14 protein-coding genes are annotated in these 18,648 nt (G+C 60.7%); 4 read left to right on the forward strand and 10 right to left on the reverse strand.

Annotation, left to right across the window (positions count from 1 at the left end; all coding sequences use genetic code 11):
* Positions 1–23: 23 nt before the first annotated feature.
* Positions 24–1,724, forward strand: a complete 1,701-nt coding sequence (locus LEPTO7104_RS34950; protein WP_017300890.1) for a slr1306 family protein — start codon at positions 24–26, stop codon at positions 1,722–1,724.
* Positions 1,725–1,765: 41 nt separating this feature from the next.
* Positions 1,766–3,148 carry a GTP-binding protein gene (locus LEPTO7104_RS0122725; protein ID WP_017300891.1) on the forward strand — a complete coding sequence of 461 codons (1,383 nt, stop codon included), beginning with the start codon at positions 1,766–1,768 and terminating at the stop codon, positions 3,146–3,148.
* 93 nt (positions 3,149–3,241) lie between these two features.
* Here LEPTO7104_RS0122725 and LEPTO7104_RS40355 read toward each other — a convergent pair whose 3' ends face one another.
* Complete coding sequence (locus LEPTO7104_RS40355) at positions 3,242–3,418, reverse strand: hypothetical protein (RefSeq protein WP_017300892.1); 177 nt, start codon at positions 3,416–3,418, stop codon at positions 3,242–3,244.
* Between LEPTO7104_RS40355 and LEPTO7104_RS37275 the strand changes: the two genes are divergently transcribed.
* Together LEPTO7104_RS37275 and pyk are read left to right on the forward strand one after the other, a co-directional pair.
* A complete protein-coding gene (locus tag LEPTO7104_RS37275) occupies positions 3,417–7,853 on the forward strand; it encodes an EAL domain-containing protein (protein ID WP_017300893.1) in 4,437 nt (1,478 codons plus the stop codon). The genes LEPTO7104_RS40355 and LEPTO7104_RS37275 overlap by 2 nt on opposite strands.
* 72 nt (positions 7,854–7,925) lie before the next feature.
* Positions 7,926–9,365: a pyruvate kinase gene (gene pyk, locus LEPTO7104_RS0122740; RefSeq protein ID WP_017300894.1), complete on the forward strand. Its 1,440-nt coding sequence runs from the start codon at positions 7,926–7,928 to the stop codon at positions 9,363–9,365.
* Between the two features lie 96 nt (positions 9,366–9,461).
* On the opposite strand, the gene LEPTO7104_RS0122745 is transcribed toward pyk, so the two are convergent.
* The 9 genes from LEPTO7104_RS0122745 to LEPTO7104_RS0122785 form a co-directional block, all read right to left on the reverse strand.
* Entirely contained in the window at positions 9,462–9,740 is a 279-nt protein-coding gene (locus LEPTO7104_RS0122745) for a hypothetical protein (protein WP_017300895.1), read from the reverse strand.
* A gap of 249 nt (positions 9,741–9,989) precedes the next feature.
* Positions 9,990–10,742, reverse strand: a complete 753-nt coding sequence (gene urtE / locus LEPTO7104_RS0122750; RefSeq protein WP_017300896.1) for an urea ABC transporter ATP-binding subunit UrtE — start codon at positions 10,740–10,742, stop codon at positions 9,990–9,992.
* Between the two features lie 126 nt (positions 10,743–10,868).
* Complete coding sequence (urtD, locus tag LEPTO7104_RS0122755; RefSeq protein WP_017300897.1) at positions 10,869–11,999, reverse strand: urea ABC transporter ATP-binding protein UrtD; 1,131 nt, start codon at positions 11,997–11,999, stop codon at positions 10,869–10,871.
* A gap of 30 nt (positions 12,000–12,029) precedes the next feature.
* Entirely contained in the window at positions 12,030–13,208 is a 1,179-nt protein-coding gene (gene urtC, locus LEPTO7104_RS0122760) for an urea ABC transporter permease subunit UrtC (RefSeq protein WP_017300898.1), read from the reverse strand.
* 4 nt (positions 13,209–13,212) lie between these two features.
* A complete protein-coding gene (gene urtB / locus LEPTO7104_RS0122765) occupies positions 13,213–14,385 on the reverse strand; it encodes an urea ABC transporter permease subunit UrtB (protein WP_017300899.1) in 1,173 nt (390 codons plus the stop codon).
* A 453-nt stretch (positions 14,386–14,838) separates the two neighbouring features.
* Entirely contained in the window at positions 14,839–16,146 is a 1,308-nt protein-coding gene (gene urtA, locus LEPTO7104_RS0122770) for an urea ABC transporter substrate-binding protein (protein ID WP_026072994.1), read from the reverse strand.
* Between the two features lie 240 nt (positions 16,147–16,386).
* Complete coding sequence (locus LEPTO7104_RS0122775) at positions 16,387–17,214, reverse strand: MOSC domain-containing protein (RefSeq protein WP_040695606.1); 828 nt, start codon at positions 17,212–17,214, stop codon at positions 16,387–16,389.
* A gap of 56 nt (positions 17,215–17,270) precedes the next feature.
* Complete coding sequence (gene ureG / locus LEPTO7104_RS0122780; RefSeq protein ID WP_196358185.1) at positions 17,271–17,900, reverse strand: urease accessory protein UreG; 630 nt, start codon at positions 17,898–17,900, stop codon at positions 17,271–17,273.
* Positions 17,901–17,941: 41 nt separating this feature from the next.
* The gene (locus LEPTO7104_RS0122785) at positions 17,942–18,529 is read right to left on the reverse strand and encodes a Uma2 family endonuclease (RefSeq protein ID WP_017300903.1); all 588 of its coding nucleotides are present in this window, start codon (positions 18,527–18,529) and stop codon (positions 17,942–17,944) included.
* Positions 18,530–18,648 lie beyond the last annotated feature (119 nt).

Consider the following 18,648-nt stretch of genomic DNA (forward strand, 5'->3'; position numbering starts at 1 on the left):
GATTGTAAGAGGCGGTTTAGGCCATGGAGCTAGAGGGCATGGGCAACGACGATACATCCAGCGGGGCCAGTGTGGATCGGTTTGAGGGTACGGAGCCGGGGCCAAAGCGAGACTTCGGCTCTCTACTGGCGCTGCCGTCTTTGCTCAAACGCCCGCTGCTTGTTGGCGGCCTGGGGCTATCGGCTACCCTGGCGCTGCTAGGTAGCGCCCACTTCAACCCTTTCGATAGCTCAACGCTGCTGAGTGCTGTGGCCCTGGGATCGGGCGTGTGGTGGTGGCGGCGGGGCGGGGCTAGCCTGGGGGGCTTTGCGAAGCGTACCCAGAAGGCGGCTAAACCAATTGCTCCGCCCGTCGTCGATCGCCCTCGGGTAGAGGCTGAACTGACCGGGCTGGCGACCCTGCTCGACACCCTGGCCCAGGAGGTCGCTCTGGCCAAAAGTGCAGCAATATCGCCAGAGACCCTCAAGGCCTATCGGGACGAACACCAGGCCCTGGGCATCGAGCTAGCCCGCCAGACGCTGCGGGTGGCGATCGCAGGCGATCCCCGCACTGGCAAAACCACCTTGCTCAACCTGCTCTCCCCCGAGGCTGAGCAAAATGCTGGCCCCGGTCTGCTCACCTTTGAGGAATTGTCCCTGGCCCCGGCTGTCACCCCTGACTGGTTGAACTACGACGGCCTGCTGCTCGTGACCGATGGCGATGTCACCAACAGCGCCTTTACGCTGCTGCGCGATCGCGTGATTGCCGGGCAGGGAGCGGTGCTGGTCTTCAATAAGCAAGACCACTACGACCCCACCGATCAGCAGACCGTTTTGGCCCAGCTCCAGCAGCGGGCCTCTGCCCTACCGGCGGGGGTGCCCGTGGTGAGTACCGCCGCTGCCCCTCGCCCCATTAAGGTGCGCCGCCACCAGGCCGACGGCACCGTGGTAGAGACCCTGGAAACCCCCGAACCGGCGATCGCTGACCTCCGCGCTGCCATCGATCGCACCCTGGCCGCTGAGCCATCTACCCTGGTCGCCGCCACCGTGCTGCGCCGCACCCAGGCCCTGCGCCAGCGGGTGCAAATCGACCTCAACCGCCTGCGCCGCGATCGGGCCATGCCCCTGATCGACCAGCTCCAGTGGGTGGCCGGGGCCGCCGCCTTTGCCAACCCCGTGCCCACCCTCGATCTGCTGGCCACCGTCGCCATCAACGGCCAGCTGCTCATGGATCTGGGTAAACTCTACGGCGTCAACCTCAGCCTTGAGGAAGCCAAAACCGCCGCTGGCACCCTGGCCAGCCTCACCGTCAAGCTGGGCCTGGTCGAGCTATCCACCCAGGTGCTCACCGCTGTACTCAAGAGCCACTTCGCCACCTACCTGGCTGGCGGCCTGGTGCAGGGGCTCAGCGCCGCCTACCTCACCCGCATGGCGGGCCTCAGCCTAGTCGACTACTTTGAGCAGGCGGCCCTGGCCGGTACCCCTACCTCTGCGCTCTCCTGGGAGGCGATCGCCCAGCGCCTGCAAAGCACCATCCAGCAAAATCGTCAGCTCGGCCTGCTGCAAACCCTGGCCAAGCAGGGCATCGACATTCTCAGGCCTGTCCCCGCCCAGCTACCCGCCAGCACCGCCCCCGCCCTCGACCTGACCACTGCTGCGGGCGCAGTCGTTTCTACGGAGGCCCTTCCGATCGAAGCGATAGAAGCGGTCGAAGCGCTTCCCCTTGAAACGGTGCCCGATCGCTAACGCCCCCGCCTTCCCTCTTTGATCCTCCTCCTATTCCCTCCATGCCCTCCCCCCTCCTTCACCGCGCCCGCCAAACCCTGAGCCAGGCGGTTTCCCGCTATTCCACCGCGCTCCAGGGCAGCCCCAGTCCGGCGGCGGCCCACCATCAGACGGCGGTTAAAACCGGGCTGGGGCAGCTCCAGAGCCTGACCGCCAAGCTGGAGTCCCGCTGCCTGCGGGTGGCTGTGTTTGGCCTGGTGAGCCGGGGCAAATCAGCGGTGATCAACGCCCTGGTGGGGGAAAACATGCTCGAAACCGGGCCTCTCCACGGCGTGACCCGCTGGCCCCGGTCGGTGTACTGGCAGCCCGAGGTCAAGGGCGATCTGCCCTGGCAAATCGAGCTCATCGATACCCCCGGCCTGGATGAGGTGGGCGGTGACCTGCGGGCCGATATGGCCCAGACCGTGGCAACCCAGGCCGATTTAATTTTGTTTGTCGTATCGGGAGACATTACCCAGCTAGAGTACGAGGCGCTGCTGGGCCTGCAGCGGAACCAGAAGCCGCTGCTGCTGGTGTTTAACAAAATCGATCTCTACCCCGAGGTCGATCGCCAGGCGGTGTACGAAACCCTGCATCGCCTCCGGGCAGAGCTGGGCCAGGGCAACCCCAGTCCTCCGCTGGCTGTGGATGAGGTGGTAACGGTGGCCGCTAGTCCGGCTGCGATCAGGGTGCGGGTCGAATGGCCCGACGGTCGCACCAGCGAGGAGTGGGAGGCTCAGCCTCCCCAGATTGAGCCCCTGCGGCGGGCGCTGCTGGCCATTGTGGCCCAGGATGGAGCGGCCCTGGTGGCCCTCAACGCCCTGCGCAACGCCCGCAGTATTGAGGGCGAAATGGTGGGCCATGTCAGTCGGCTGCACGGCGATCGCGCTGACGAAACCATCTGGCAGTTTGCCAAGTACAAGGCCGCCGCCGTGGCCCTCAACCCGATCGCGGGCCTCGACCTGCTGGGCGGGGTCCTCATTGATCTGGTGATGATTCGCACCCTGGCGCGGCTCTATGGCTTTCCAATTACGGGCCACGAGGCCGGGCGGCTGTGGCGGGCCATTCTCAAAAGCTCGGGCACCCTGCTGCTCAGCGAGGTGGGCAGCGGCCTGCTGGGAGCGGGCAAAACCACCGCGGCCCTGGTCACCCTGGTAGACAGCCCCTCGGGCGTCGCCGCCCTAGCCGGGGCGATGACGGCCCAAGCCAGTGCGGCGGGCTACGGGTCTTACGCGGTGGGGCAGGCTGCTAAAACTTATCTGGAGCAGGGCTGCACCTGGGGGCCAGAGGGGGTCAGCGCTACCCTGGCGGCGATTCTCCAAGAAACTGATGCCTCGATGACCCTGGCTCGCCTGCGCCAGGAGGTCCAGGCCGATCTGGTGGAGGCTTCAGCCCCAAGAGGTTGAAGCCCAAAGTTAGCGCCCTGAGCCTTTTAGCTCGGTGCGCCGCTGGCGCTGTGGCTTCCTGGGGGGAATCGGGTATTCTAGGGTGACTATTTTTTAGCCCAGGGCACCGGCTTCCAGGAATTGGCCGCTCAGGGGCTTAAACTCTGGAACCTTTGCCCCGCCCATAGCCCCAACCGCTGTCTTCGTTCTGTCTACTCTAGGGGGAGCGATCGGGCCTGGGGAAGCGATCGGGCCAACGCTGTACCTTACCGCCTGGGGTGTGTCGGCCATGGCCGCTCTCTCAAATTCAGATTTTTCCGTCGCCAGCGGCCGCAACGAATCCTCAGCCCCCGCTGCTTCCCAGTTCTTTGCCTCCGGCGACCTCAGCGCCTCCTGCGTGGGCGATTTGGTCGACGCGCTGCCCGCCGTGCTCACCCCCCAGACCTCGATTCGGGAGGCGGTACAGGTGATGCAGGCGCAGGCGCTGAACTGTGTGGTGGTAGCCGAAGGGAGCACCATTGCGGGGCTGTTTACTGAGCAGGAGGTGCTCGATGGCGTGGCCGCTGGGATCGACCCCACCGCTCCCATTGGCTCAGGCCGACTGCCCCCCGGCCCTATTCTTCGCCCTGAAAATGGCCTTGCCACAGCGTTTCAGGCATTGCAGGCCGCCCATTGCCACTACCTGCTGGTGGTGGATGAACAGGGCCAAATCTGCGGGCTAGTACCGCGCCAGCGACTTGAGCGGGCGATGGCCGACCGTCCTGCCCACCGGCTGGAGGAGCCAGCCCTCGACGAACCCGATACCCATCCTCGGCACCTGACCCGCGATCGCGGCCTGACCCCCGATCGCGGCCTGACGGTTCTGACCAATATTCACTACCAGCTGCTGGGGCTGGAGGGGGAAAATCGGCTGCGGGTGCTGGGCCGCTGCCTGAAGCTGCTGGGCACAGCCAGCCAGGCGATCGGGGCGGCTTTGTTTGAGACCCACCTTGGCAGCGACGGCAAAACCCTCACCAGCCTGCGGGCGGCTTGGCAATCGGCCGGGGCCGTCAAGCTGGATCAGGGTAGCCTGCAAAATCTGCCCATGGGCCAGCTGCAGCGGTGGCACGAGATGCTCGCTCGGGGCGGGCTGCTGATCGGAGCGATCGGCAGCTTTCCGGCAGCGGAACAGCCGCTGCTACGCACCCTGGGGGGCGACACCGTGCTGATACTGCCCCTGCGCTGCCACGGTCAATATTTTGGTTTTTTGGTGTTTAGCCGCGCCCCCGACCACCCCGGCGGCGATCGCGCTGAGCGACGGGCTGCCTGGTCGTCAACCGCCGTCAGGTTGCTGCGCGCCGCCTCCATGAGTCTGTCGCTGGCCTGCGAGCAGCACACTATGCAGTCGTGCCTGCGCCAGACCCAGAGCGCCTTTGCCAGCCTGTTTCACCACAGCCCTGACCCGATGGCGGTGACCACCTTTCCCGATGGCCGCCATTTGCTGGTGAACGCCAGCTATGCCCGCTGGCTGGGGCGTTCGATTATCGATATTGTGGGCCGCCGCCCGGCCGATCTGGGCCTGGTGCACGATCGGCGGCAGTTTGCCCATCTGCGCCGACAGATCCGCGATCGCGGCAGCATCAAAAATATTGAGATCGACTCGCGCCTGGCCGACGGTCAGCCCCACACCCTGCTGGTATCCTCGGAGCTGACCCAGCTCAACGATCAGACCTGCCTGCTCTCCGTTGGCAAAGACATTACCGAGCGCAAAGCCATACTGGCCACCCTGCGCGCCGCCGAAGCCCGATTCAGGGCGATTTTTGAGCAAATCAACGTGGGTATCTGCCAGGCTGACCTAACCGGCAAGCTGGTGGATGCCAACCCCGGCATCTGCCGCATGCTGGGCTTTAGCCGCGACGAAATGCTGGCCAAAAACTTTGCTGACTTCACCCATCCCGACGATTTGGCCCTCGACTTGCAGTACTACCATCGCCTGCTAGCCGGTGAACTCAGTTCCTTTACCATTGAGAAGCGCTACTGCCAGAAGAGCGGCGGGGTGGTCTGGGTAGCGCTGACGGTGTGTCTGGTGCGCGATGGCGACGGTCAGCCGCTGTTTAGCATTGGAGTGTCCCAAGACATTAGCGATCGCAAGCAGGAAGAGGTCGAGCGCCAGGTGGCTGAGCGGGCCTTACAAAGCTCCCACCAGCGCATCAACAACATTCTAGAGAGCATCACCGAAGCCTTTTTTGCCCTCGATCAAAACTGGCAATTTATCTACCTCAACCAGCGGGCCGAGCAGTTTTTGCAGCGATCGCGCCACGGCGTGCTGGGCCAAAATCTGTGGTACGAGTTTCCTGAGGTGCTGGGTACCCAGATGTCTAAAGCGCTGCGCCGGGCCATGGTAGAGCGGGTCAGCCTCACCTTTGAGGAATACATGGCCCACTCCGACAGCTGGTGCGAGTTCCATGTGTACCCGACCCAGGAGGGGCTGGCGGTGTACTTTCAAGATGTCACCAGCCGCAGGCGAGCCTACGAGCAGATCGAACACCAAATTCGCCGCGAACAGGCCCTAAATCGGGTCATTCAAGTCATTCGTCAGTCGCTCGAACTCGACAGCATTTTTGACACCGCCGCCCGCGAAATTGCTCACCTGCTTCAGGCTGACCACGTCGATATTCAGATGTACCTGCCCGCCGATGAGCGCTGGCGAGTGGTCGCCGAGCACCGGGCCAACCCGGCGCTGCCCAGCCTGCTCTATCGCACCATTGCCGACCCGGAGAGGGGCTCGCCCCAGACCGACCTGGTGCAGCTCAACGCGGCCGTTGCTCCCCACGAACTGCTCGACGCCCTGCCCGGTGGCTGGCTGCTGGCCCCGCTCTACCTCAGCTATCCCCGGCCCTGGGGTCGGCTGGGTATTCACCGCCAGGCGCCCGACCCTGAGCCGTGGAAAACCGCCGACATTGAGCTGGTGCAAACCGTGGCCGATCAGCTGGCGATCGCCGTGCAGCAGGCCCAAACCCTGGCCCAGGCCCAGCGCGAGCTGCGCCAGCGCCAGCGGGCCGAGAGCCGCCTCAAAGAGGCCCAGCGCATTGCCCACACCGGCAGCTGGGAGCTGCACCTGCCCAGCCAGCGACTGCTCTGGTCGGAGGAGATGTTTCGCATCTATGGCCTCAGCCCCCGGCCTGTGCCTCTGTCGCTGGAGGAACAGCTAGCTGCCCTCGAACCCGGCGATCGCCCCCTGTGGCAGCAGCAGTTAGCCGCCGCCAGCCACACTGGCCAGCCGATCAATCTTGAGGGTGCCATTCTGCACCCCGACGGTCGCCGTCGATTTGTGCAGCTGCTGGGGCAGCCCCAGCGCAACGCCCAGGGGGCGGTAACCAGCCTGGTGGGCACCCTTACCGATATTACCGATCGCAAGCTGATCGAAGACCGCCTGGCCTACGAAGCCCTGCACGACCCCCTGACCGGATCGCCCAACCGAGCCTTTTTCATGGAGCAGCTGAGCGGAGCGGTGGCCGCCGCCAAGGCGTCTAAGGCGATTCTCTTTGCGGTGCTGTTCCTCGATCTCGATCGCTTCAAGGTGATCAACGACAGCCTCGGCCATCTGGTGGGCGACCAGCTGCTGATTGAGTGCGCCCACCGCCTCGGTTCGGTGGTGCGCGAGGTCGATCTGGTAGCCCGCCTGGGAGGCGATGAATTTGCCATTTTGCTCAACTCCATCACCACCATTGACGATGCCCTGGGCGTGGCCGATCGCATTCACGAGGTCCTGCAAAGGCCGCTGGTGCTGGAAGGCAGGGAAATCTTTATCAGCGCCAGCGTGGGCATTGCCTCCAACCTGACCGGAGCCGTGGAGGCGGTCGACTTTTTGCGCGATGCCGATACCGCCATGTATCGGGCCAAGGAGAACGGTCGGGGGCAGTCGGCCCTGTTTGACCCCGCCATGTACGAGCAGGTGGCCACCCGCCTCACCCTCGAAAATGACCTCCAGCGAGCCATCGATCGCCAGGAGCTGGCCCTGCACTATCAGCCCATTGTCGAGCTGGCCCACCATCGGCTGATCGGCTTTGAGGCCCTGGTGCGCTGGCACCATCCCCGCTGGGGGTTAATTCCGCCCAGCACCTTCATTCCCCTGGCCGAAGAAACCGGGCTGATTCTGGCCATCGGCGAATGGACTCAGCGGTTGGCCTGTCAGCAGCTTCAGCAGTGGCGACAGCATCTGCCCGCCGACCAAGACTTAGTGATTAGCGTCAACCTGTCGGTGAAGCAGTTTGCCAGCCCCCGCCTGATCGACACCATTGACGAAGCCCTGGCCGCCAGCCGTCTCACCAGCGACTCCCTGCGCCTCGAAATTACCGAAAGCGCCCTGATCGAAAATCCCCAAACCGCCGAGCGGATTCTGACCGCCCTGCGCGATCGCGGCATTCAGCTGGGCATCGACGACTTTGGCACCGGTTACTCCTCGCTGAGCATGGTGCACCAGTTCCCGATGCAGATTCTCAAGATCGACCGATCTTTTATTCAGTCTATGGGGGCCGACCCGCGCGGGGTGGCCATGGTGCAGGCCATTTTGGCCCTGGCCCGGAGTTTGGGTATGGCGGCGATCGCCGAAGGGGTCGAAACCCAGGCCCAGCTCGAACGGCTGCGCCAGCTGGGCTGCCCCTACGCCCAGGGCTACTGGTTCTCTAAACCGCTGCCCGCCCCCGAGGCCGAGCAGCTATTGGTGAGCTGGCCCCGGCCAGAATGAATCCAAGGCTACACGGGATCCAAAACAACTGTGCCTATACTGAAGGCGACCTCCGCTCCCTGGGCTATTGCCATGGCACCTTCTCTAGAACCCCTCGCCCGGCGCACCAAGATTGTGGCTACCATTGGCCCTGCTAGCCGTTCCAAAGCCATCCTCAAGCAGATGGTCGAAGCGGGCATGAACGTAGCCCGCCTCAACTTTTCCCACGGCAGCTACGATGACCACGCCCGCACGATCGCCCTGCTGCGCGAAGTCGCCCAGGAGCACGACGCCCCGATCACCCTGCTGCAAGATCTCCAGGGGCCAAAAATTCGCGTCGGCCCGCTGCCCAACGGCCCCATAGAGCTAACCGACGGCACCACCGTAGCGCTGGTGCCCCTCGATCAGGTCGCGGCTGTCCCCGGCGGCATCGGCATTGACTACCCCTACCTGGCCGAAGAGGCCCAGCCGGGCATGCAGATTTTGCTCGACGACGGGCTGCTGGAACTCCAGGTAGAAGCCGTCGGCGATGCTAAGGTGATCTGCCGCGTAGTCCAGGGGGGGCTGCTCAAAAGCCGCAAGGGGGTCAACCTGCCTGAGCTCAACCTGCGCCTGCCCTCCCTGACCGAAAAAGACAGGCAAGACGTGGCGTTTGGCGTTTCCCAGGGGGTCGATATTGTCTCGCTGAGTTTCGTGCGCCAGGCCCAGGACATTCTCACCCTGAAGGACCTGCTGGCGGAGCTGGGAGCCAGCCATACTCCCGTGCTGGCCAAAATTGAAAAACCCCAGGCGATCCAAAACCTGGCAGACATTCTAGATGTCGTCGATGCCGTGATGGTGGCTCGGGGCGACCTGGGGGTTGAAATGCGGGCCGAAAAGGTGCCCATGCTGCAAAAGCACATCATTCGGGAGTGCAACAGCCGCTGCATTCCGGTGATTACCGCCACTCAGATGCTGGAGAGCATGATTCAAAATCCGCGACCCACTCGGGCCGAGGCCAGCGATGTGGCCAACGCCATTCTCGACGGCACCGATGCGGTGATGCTGTCGGGGGAGTCGGCGGTGGGGGCTTTTCCGGTGCGAGCGGTGACAATGCTGGCCCGCATCGCCACCGATGTGGAGCAAGATCTACAGGTGATTAATCAACCCGCCGCCCTTAGTGACGAAACCCACGCCCTCAGCGAAGCGCTCAACGCCATCGACCAGACCCTCGACCTCAAGTACATCGTCTGCTTTACCGAAACCGGCTACACCGCCACCATTGCCTCCGGTGAGCGGCCCAACGCCATGGTGGTCGCCTGTACGCCGATTGCCTCGGTCTATCACTGGATGAACCTGATCTGGGGCGTCAAGCCGATCTTGCTGGAGGGCTTTCCGGACAGTTTCGAGGCGATGGTGACCGCTGCGGAGAACAGCCTGCGATCGCGCCACCTGATCGCCCCCGGCGACAAACTGCTGGTGATGGGCGGCGTGCCCGCCAATACCCCCAAGGGCACCAACTTCCTCAAAATTCACACCGTCGGAGGGCAATAACTCCGTGGGTACAGGCCTGCATCTGGGGGGCGGGGCGATCGCCTCTGGGGTAGGAATTGTAGCTGGGCAGAGGCGCTGAGGCGAGCCGCCCAACCGCTAGCTCGCCTCAGCGATGTCTTGATTGATCAGGTCCTGCACGTGGGCCGGCTGAAGCTGAAGCCAGTCAATGATTTGGTTTAAATTCCAGCCCCTGTGCTGGGCGATCGCGCGGATATGGGCCAGCGTAATGGTCGGCGAAGGTTCGGTAAGCCAGGCTCTAATCACATGTCGCGGTACTTGCAGCGTAGTTTCTGCACCCTGGTTTTCAGGGTTATTTAGCTCTTGCTTAAGCCACTCTAGTAGAGCCTCAGTATTCCAGGGATAGTAATTTTGCATCGGGGCCGACTTTCTATAGCTTTTAGGCACTAGGTCAAAAACTCAGTCAGTACCGACGATAAAGCCCAAATGTGACAACTGTGTGACTGACGAGAGGGAAATGCTATCTCCGCCCGATCGCCGCCGCCCAGGCCCAAATTCATGCCCCAAATCAGTCACACCCGCGCGCAAACCCACGGCAAATACGCTGGGTCGTCTCATCCTCTACTGTCTTCCCCCAGGGTGAGATACCGCGATGCCCCACCGCGACTACACCGCCAGAAACTCCTGGATGATGTCGTTGGTGAGTTCGCTGGTGGGGCCGTTGGCCACAATTCCCCCCCGCTGCATGGCGTAGTAGTAGTCGGCCTGACGCACGAAGTGCAAATGCTGCTCTACCAGCAGGACTGAAATGCCCGTGGTTTTAATGATTTTTTTCACCGCCGCCTCGATGTCCAGAATAATCGAGGGCTGAATGCCTTCGGTGGGCTCATCGAGCACGAGCAGCTTGGGCTGGCCCATAATGGCGCGGGCGATCGCCAGCTGCTGCTGCTGCCCCCCGCTGAGGTCGCCCCCCATGCGATCGAGCATGGTCTTGAGCACCGGGAACAGCTCGTAAATCTCTTCGGGCACCTCCTTGACGGCTTTGCCCCGGCTGCCCAAAGCTTCCTGACCAATAATTAGGTTTTCCCTTACCGTCAGCCGGGGAATCACCTCCCGGCCCTGGGGCACATAGCCAATGCCCAGGCGAGCGCGGCGATCGGGCGGCAGGTTGTTCACCACCTGCCCCTCAAAGCGAATCTCTCCGGTGCGAGGTCGCAACACGCCCATGATGTTTTTGAGCATGGTGGTCTTGCCTACGCCGTTGCGGCCAATCAGGCACACCATCTGGCCCTTGGGAATGGTCATGCTCACATCCCGCAGGATATGGCTTTCACCGTAGTAGAAGTTGAGCCCCGAGATTTCGACCATGGGGGCGGTCATGGGATCTTGCAGGGCGGGGGAGGGGAGGGTGGTGGTCATGGGGCAAGGAGTGGATGGGCGATGGGGTGGATGGGTGATGTAGGGGGTGGGGGAGTAGGGGGGGAGGTGGGGAAGACGGAATGGCTCAACAAAGCATCACTCCATCACCCCATCACTCCTTGCCCCCTACCCGCGCGCGGCCAATTCTTCCAATGCGGCGGCTTCCAGGCGGCTGACGGTCTCGGGCGGCAGGCCCAGCATGCCGAGCAACTTTTGGTAGACCACCGCTTCGCTCTGGTTGATCTGGTTGGAGCTGATTACCTCGTAGCTGAGCATCAGGGCTTCTTCGCGCTGGGACTGGGTGGTGAGTTGGGGCACCAGCTCCTCTAGCGGAATTTCTTTGGCTAGCAGATTGGTGAGATCGTCCCGCAGGCTGGCCTGGTCCTCTGGGCTGTGGGCAAACTTGCGGCTGAGGCGATCGAGAATGACCTGCTGCTGCACATCGGCAAAGTTATCGTCGGCCCAGGCCATGGTGGCGGCAATGCGCAGCAGCAGCATTTGCTCGGGGGTGAGGGTGGTCTCTTTGCCCAGGTAGACCTCAATGACTTTGGGATCATTTTGCACCTGGTCCATGGTGCCTTCAAACAGCACGCTGCCCTGGTGCAGCACGGTGACCTGGCGGGCAATCTGGCGCACAAACTCCATGTCGTGCTCAATCACCACAATGGAGTGGCTTTCGGCCAGCGACATCAGCAGCTTGCCGGTTTGCTCGGTTTCTTCATCGGTGAGGCCAGCTACGGGTTCATCGACCAGCAGCAGATCGGGCGACTGGGCCACCAGCATGCCGATTTCAAGCCACTGCTTTTCGCCGTGGGAAAGCAGCGCCGCAGGCACATCGGCTTTGTGGTCCAGGCCGATGGTTTCGAGCAGCCCGCCGACGGTGCGCTTCTCGGCGGTGGGCGTCTTTTTAAACAGGGTGGCAAAGATGTTTTTCTCGCGGTTGCAGGAAAGCTCCAGGTTTTCGCGGGGGGTGAGGTTGAGGTACACCCGTGGGGTCTGGAACTTGCGGCCTATGCCCAGACGGGCGATCTCGTGCTCTTTGTACTTGCGCAGGTCTTGACCTTTAAAGTAAGCGACGCCCTCGGTGGGCTTGGTTTTGCCGGTAATGACGTCTAAAAAGGTGGTTTTGCCCGCGCCGTTGGGGCCAATGATCACCCGCAGCTCGCCCTCATCCATGCTGAAGTTGAGGTTATTGATCGCCTTAAAGCCATCAAAGCTAACGGTAACGTCTTGAATATCGAGGACTTTGGTGCTCACGGGGGTCAGGTCTCCTTCGGGTTCCGGCGTCTACTTCTCTGCAAATTCGGGGGTTTCGGTAATGGCTTCTGCCTCTGGGGTATCGTCCAGGTAGGGCAGATCGGTAGGGGCAAGACCCAGCGCTTTGCTGACCGCAGCGCCGAAACTGCGGCGACCCCAGCCAATGATGCCGTCGGGTAGCGTGGTAACCACAATCAAAAACAAGGCCCCCTGAAAGAACAGCCAAACGTCGGGAAAGCGCTCGCTGAGAAGACTGCGGGCCATGTTGACCAACACCGCACCCAGCATGGCCCCAACCAGTGTGGCCCGCCCGCCCACGGCCACCCAGATCACCATCTCAATGGAGAAGGCGATATCCATGAACTGGGGCGAAATAATCCCCGACTGCACCGTGTAGAGCGCGCCGGCAATACCCGCGATCGCCCCTGAGACGGCAAACACCAGCACCTTAAAGGCCGTTGGGTCGTAGCCTGAAAAGCGCACCCGGTTTTCGTCGTCGCGAATGGCGACCAGCATGCGGCCAAAGCGCCCGCTGGTGAGCCAGCGGCAGAGAGCGTACATGGCCACCAGGGCCACCACCGTAGTGATGTAAAAGACCATCCGCATGCTGTCGCTGCCCACCTCTTGACCCATAAACACTGAGGTCGAGGTCTTGAGGCCGTTGGTGCCGTTGATCAGCTTTTGCTGACCGTTGAAGAAGTTGTAGAACACCACCAGGGCGGCCTGGGTCAAAATTGAGAAGTAAACGCCGCGAATGCGGTTGCGAAACACCAGATAGCCCAGCAGCCCCGCCACGATCGCCGGGATGACGAAGATCGCCAGCAGGGTAAACGGAAAGGAGTTAAACGGCTGCCAAAACCAGGGCAGCTCGGTTACCCCGTAGAGGCCAAAGAAGTCGGGCAGCTGCCCTTCGCCCAGGGTATTGAGCTCCAGATACATGGCAAAGGCATAGCCGCCGAGGGCAAAAAAGATGCCGTGGCCCAGGCTGAGCAGGCCGGTAAAGCCCCAAATCAGGTCGATGCCCAGGGCAACAATGGCCAGGGCCAAAAAGCGCCCCACCAGGTTAAGCCGAAACCCCGACAGCAGCAGCGGCAAAACCAGGACGAGGAAGAGGGCGATCGCAACGACCGCCACAATCTCAATCGTAAGCTTGCGCTTTTGGCTGGCCTTGGCGGCGCGGCGTGGTTGAACTGCAACGTCTGTAGTCATAGCCCTATAGCTCCACCGAACGGCCCTTCGGCGGGAACAGCCCAGCGGGCCGCACCTGCAAGAAGGCAATAATTAACGCAAAAACCATTACCTTAGCCATGCTGGTCGTGGCAAAAAAGTTGAAGAAGGCGATAACGGGTTGAAAGAAATCCGTGGGCGGAAACAGCAGCGCCATGGTTCCAGAGCCGAGCAGGTAAGTGGTAATGCCAATCACCAGGGCTGCCACAATGCTGCCCACCAGCTTACCGACCCCGCCCACTACCACCACCATGAAGGCATCGACAATGTAGTTAGACCCCAGGTTTGGCCCCACCGAACCCAGCAGCGTAACGGCAAACCCGGCGATACCGGCCAGACCAGACCCCAGGGCAAAGGTAAGGGCATCGACCTGACCGGTGGGAATACCCAAACAGGCGCTCATGCCCCGGTTTTGAGTAACCGAGCGAATTCGCAAACCCCAGGCCGTGCCGTTGAGAAACCAGTACACCGCCACCAGACAAAGTATGGTGAGGACGATAATAAACAGCCGCGCGTAGGGAAACTGCAGCGAGCTGCCCACCGAAACCCCTCCCCGCAGCCAGCTCGGCGGGGTGACATCGACATTGCGCGCGCCAAACCAGGGGCGGATGAACTTGCTGCTGCCCGAGGACTGCACCAAAAAACCAGCCACCGCCGCGATCGCCGCCGACAATCCCAAAAAGACAGGGTTAGCCCAATGGCTGATGCGGTCCCAGTCGGTGTATCGGGTCAGAACCCAGCGCCCAATAAAAAACAGAGCCGCAAAAATAAGCAGTCCAATCACCATCGGCCAGCTGACGCTGCGAATGAACTGAATCAAAATCAAGCTCACCCCCCAGGTTGCCAGCAGGGTTTCCAGGGGTCTGCCGTAGAGATAGCGAATCACCGTTCGCTCCAGCAATAACCCCAGCAGTGCCGATACTAAAAACGCTAAGGGCAGAGCCACAAAGATGTAAATTTCGGGGGCAATGCCGCCTATGCTTTTAGCGGCATTTTGCACCACAAAAGTGGTGTATGCCCCAAACATCATCAGTTCGCCATGGGCCAGGTTAATGACCCCCATCAAGCCAAATACAATGGCCAACCCCAGAGCCACAATTAACAGCACCGCACCAATGCTAATGCCATTAAAAAGGCCGCCAATTAAGCCTTCCAACACAGCGCTTACCGATTTAAGAACAATGTAGAATCTGCAAAAACGTCAATGAACCCCGATCGCTATCGGACTCAAAAGCCTTTAAAAATAGTAGAGGCAGTCTCGGAGTCAGAAATGTTCATTCTTGACAGTTTTGCCCTGTTTAAAGGTTTGCCAAAGCCATCTTTAAGCCAGAATAGCTAAACCAAAGCAACCTACTCCTGACGGAGGGTAAGCCAAGTCAAAATAATTATGCCTTCCTCTTTAGGGAACGCTAGATTGCAAAACCAAAGGGGGTGATCCAACGGTGAGCTTGGGCTTCTTAGCAAGCCATAAAAAACCAGCCGTCAATCAATAAAAAAAGGAATATTTTCTAGGCTTTGAACGGAGCCTACCTATAGGGAGCGGGGATACAGCTTGCTGCACCCCCGCCAAACCATCGTTTGACAGTGCCGCGATCGCGGCTACAGCCTCCGCCTAGATCTTGTACTTCTCACCCTTGGCAGGGTCAGACCAGTCACAGGCAAAGCCCTTGGTGTCGGGCACAAACTGGTTCCAGGGCTGAGGGGCAACGGTCCCCTCCGATGTCCAGATGATGTCAAACATACCGTCGTCTCGGACCTCACCTAGGCGCACCGTCTTAGACAGGTGGTGGTTGGTGTTCACCGTCACGGGGCCCTCAGGTGCCGCTAGTTCTTGACCGTAGGTCGCTGTCCGTACCGCAGGAATATCAAAGCTGCCAGCTTTTTCCACCGCTTGCTTCCACAGATAGACCATGATATAGGCAGCCTCCATGGGGTCGTTGGTGACTCGATCCTCACCAAACTCAGCCTTGAAGTCACTTACCCACTTTTCGTTCTCGGGGCTTTCTACGGTCATGAAGTAGTTCCAGGCGGCCAGGTGCCCTTTGAGGAACTCGCTACCGATCTGGCGCACTTCCTCTTCAGCAATGCTCACCGACATAACCGGGTACTGGTCTGGCCCCATGCCAGCGCCCTGGAGCTGCTTAAAGAAGGCCACGTTGCTGTCGCCGTTGAGGCTGTTAAAGATGACCCCCCCGCTCGGCAGGGCCGCCTTGATTTTGGTAATGATGGGAGTTACCTCGGTGTTACCCAGGGGCAGGTAGTCTTCACCGACGGTGTTGCCGCCCTTAGCCTTGAGCTGTTCTTTGATGATGGTGTTGGCGGTGCGGGGGAACACGTAGTCAGAGCCAACCAGGAAGAAGTCTTTGCTCTTGTTCTCAAGCAACCAGTCTACGGCAGGCTCGATCTGCTGGTTGGGGGTTGCCCCGCTGTAAAACACATTCTTAGAGCACTCTTGGCCTTCGTACTGCAAGGGATACCACAGCATGTGGTCTTTGGACTCGAACACCGGCAGTACAGCCTTGCGGCTAGCCGAAGTCCAGCAGCCAAATACCACCGACACCTTGTCTTGGTCGATTAGCTTCTCGGCTTTCTCGGCAAAGGTGGGCCAGTCAGAGGCGCCGTCTTCTACAACGGCCTCAATTTGCTTGCCCAGCACCCCACCAGCCGCATTGATTTCTTTAATGGCCAGCTGCTCAGCGTCTACCACAGTAGTTTCACTGATGGCCATGGTGCCGCTGAGGGAGTGCAAAATGCCGACTTTGACGGTCTCCCCATCGCCAGATGCTGTGGTGGTGTCGTCGCCAGCAGACCCGCTATCGGAGGTCGTGCTGCTGCCACCGCAGGCCTTTAGCAGCATTGATGTGCCCAGGGTTGCAGACCCGTATACCAAAAACTTACGCCGATTAAATCGAGTTACCATTCAACCTCGCTCCTGACTCATTGATAAAATGAAATATTGGCTTAACCGAGAATTCACGTAGACCGTCAGAGTGGATATTAGGGTTAGTGATTCGCAGCAAGTGTAGCGTGAGATACAAAATCTCTAAACTTTGCTGTAACAAAGTTTAGGGAAGCTGGGGCCGGGGCGAAACACCCGGCTCGGGGGCCAGCGCCGAGGCGGCATCGCTTTGCCGACCCAGGGCCGATTGCCCTCTCAGAATTAGGCCGATTCTACCCAGATAGGGTCATTGCAGCGGATGCGGCCTGGTCGTAAAGCCGTGGCTCGAATGCCTGCAATAACGCGGTTGTGCTTCGCTGTGGTGCGTAGAATGCCGAGATCGGCGGGCAGCTCAGACTGGGGCAGGGTCGTCATCACACAGCGGGGACAGCCGGTGAATACCCTGAGCTGAGCTGCCTCCCCAATCTGTAGGGTCTGATTTACCCAGCCCTCGTCGATGAACCCCCCGGCGCTCCCTTCGGCGGGCTGAATTACGATGTTGGGGCGAAATCGGCGCGCATCGAAATTGTTGGTGGGGCTGAGGGCCGCCAGCTGGGCCAGGGTCGCCGTTGAGATGGCATGGACATGGCAGGCATCAAAGAAGGTGCCCTCCGGCATGACAATGTGCGTCACGGTGTCCTGGTAGGTGGTGCCTGCGACCTCCGGCCAGTAGTGTTCAATGCTCGCGCCCTCCCTGGCGGAGGATATGAGCTGCACAGGGCGCCCCAGGGCATTGGAGAGCAGCTCATTTAGAGCGGGACTGAGGCTGCTGGTGCGGCGTCCGTCTGGGAGGGTAATTTCAACGGTGGAAGGGCCGGTTTTGGGTGAGGATTCGGCCACTAGGCTGGCTTGAAAATTCAGCAGCCTGGCCCACTTTTTGGGATTTTTAGCGCTGGCTACCCTCTGATGCTGCTCATCCCAAAGGGCATAGGCGCGATCGCCCCAAAACCCTCGATCGGTCAGCTCCAGCTCTGGGACACTCTCCCCCAGCATCGATTTGACGGGGTAGCGCCACAGGGCTTTTACGGTACCAATCAACGTTCTAGGCATGATCTTGACCCTAGCAAGCAATCGGCGTAGCGATGGAGAATTGATCCCGCTATATCCTACAGAACGGGCACAGCGGCAGGCCCTAGCGCTGCATGGTGCTGAATAAAGTCAACGATGGCGGCCAGGCCAGCTTTTGTTTTGAGATTGGTGAAGCCAAAGGGGCGATCGCCCCGCATTTTACGAGCATCTCGCTCCATCACCTCCAGGCTGGCCCCCACCAGCGGGGCCAGGTCAGTTTTGTTGATCACCAAAAAGTCAGATTTGGTGATCCCCGGCCCGCCCTTGCGGGGGATTTTGTCTCCGGCGGCCACGTCGATAACGTAGAGAGTCAGGTCCACCAGTTCTGGGCTAAAGGTGCTGGCCAGGTTGTCGCCGCCGCTCTCCACAAACACTAGATCGAGCGGGTGAAAACGGGCCTCCAGGTCTTCGATCGCCACCAGGTTCATCGACGCGTCTTCGCGAATGGCGGTGTGGGGGCAGCCGCCGGTCTCGACCCCGACAATGCGATCGGGGCTGAGCGCCTGACTGCGCACCAAAAACTGGGCGTCCTCCTGGGTGTAGATGTCGTTGGTGACGACCGCGATCGAGTAGCGATCGCGCAACGCCTTACACAGGCTATCCACCAGGGCCGTCTTGCCCGAGCCCACCGGACCTGCCACCCCAACGCGAAAAGGAGTCGTCATGATCGCTAAATTCAATTTTTAGGATGCTTTGTATCTTACACCCCTTACCCTCGTAGCCCCTGTCGGAAAGTCCTGGCAGCATCTAATCGAGATGTCTCAGCCATCAGCACGCAGCGCGCGAGGAGGTCGATATCGAGGCAAGACAATTCAGGAATCTGGCTGTGGTTAACCTGGTGATATTCCCCTTGACTGAGGTGATAGAGGCTCAGCAGTCCGTCTTCCCAAAACCAAACTTCTGGCACCCGTAGTATCTGATACCGCCTTAGCTTAGCCGTAGTGCCACTGGTGAACGTCACCTCAATCGAGAGATCGGGGATCGCTTTGGGGCCGCCCATGCAGTAGGACTCGTCAGCCTGGGCAGAGGCCTCCCCCTCCCGTTCCTGATCCATTGACCCAGTAGGGTAAAACTCTATGCCCTGCTCGACGAAGAAAATCTCTAGCAAAAACGCGATCACCGACTTAAAAAATTCGTGCTCGCGTCCTGGCATGAGAACTTCAACCGTACCGTCGCAGTAAAACAGCCGCACCCCTGGGCAGTCTTCTAGCCCCTTCTGGATCAGCTTGAACTGTGCCCAGCTGCGATCGGAGTACGTCACTCGCTGGTCAGTGCTGGGGCTGAGAGCTTGTGGCATGGTGGATAACCTGTCTATCCTTTAATCCTACTGCACACAAAAGTTCCCAGAATATACCAAGAACCTGGGGAGTTGGGCTGACCCAGGCCAGCAACCCGGATTCTTTTGCGGTGGCTGTT

Origin of the sequence: Nodosilinea nodulosa PCC 7104 (assembly GCF_000309385.1) — a bacterium.
Classification (GTDB): Bacteria; Cyanobacteriota; Cyanobacteriia; order Phormidesmidales; family Phormidesmidaceae; genus Nodosilinea; species Nodosilinea nodulosa.

Coding starts and splice junctions, on each gene's coding strand:
- urtA (WP_026072994.1), bottom strand. CDS start 16,146: ATGGTAACTCGATTTAATCGGCGTAAGTTTTTGGTATACGGGTCTGCA.
- LEPTO7104_RS0122775 (WP_040695606.1), bottom strand. CDS start 17,214: ATGCCTAGAACGTTGATTGGTACCGTAAAAGCCCTGTGGCGCTACCCC.
- LEPTO7104_RS0122725 (WP_017300891.1), top strand. CDS start 1,766: ATGCCCTCCCCCCTCCTTCACCGCGCCCGCCAAACCCTGAGCCAGGCG.
- pyk (WP_017300894.1), top strand. CDS start 7,926: ATGGCACCTTCTCTAGAACCCCTCGCCCGGCGCACCAAGATTGTGGCT.
- LEPTO7104_RS40355 (WP_017300892.1), bottom strand. CDS start 3,418: ATGGCCGACACACCCCAGGCGGTAAGGTACAGCGTTGGCCCGATCGCT.
- LEPTO7104_RS0122745 (WP_017300895.1), bottom strand. CDS start 9,740: ATGCAAAATTACTATCCCTGGAATACTGAGGCTCTACTAGAGTGGCTT.
- LEPTO7104_RS34950 (WP_017300890.1), top strand. CDS start 24: ATGGAGCTAGAGGGCATGGGCAACGACGATACATCCAGCGGGGCCAGT.
- urtC (WP_017300898.1), bottom strand. CDS start 13,208: ATGACTACAGACGTTGCAGTTCAACCACGCCGCGCCGCCAAGGCCAGC.
- LEPTO7104_RS37275 (WP_017300893.1), top strand. CDS start 3,417: ATGGCCGCTCTCTCAAATTCAGATTTTTCCGTCGCCAGCGGCCGCAAC.
- LEPTO7104_RS0122785 (WP_017300903.1), bottom strand. CDS start 18,529: ATGCCACAAGCTCTCAGCCCCAGCACTGACCAGCGAGTGACGTACTCC.
- urtE (WP_017300896.1), bottom strand. CDS start 10,742: ATGACCACCACCCTCCCCTCCCCCGCCCTGCAAGATCCCATGACCGCC.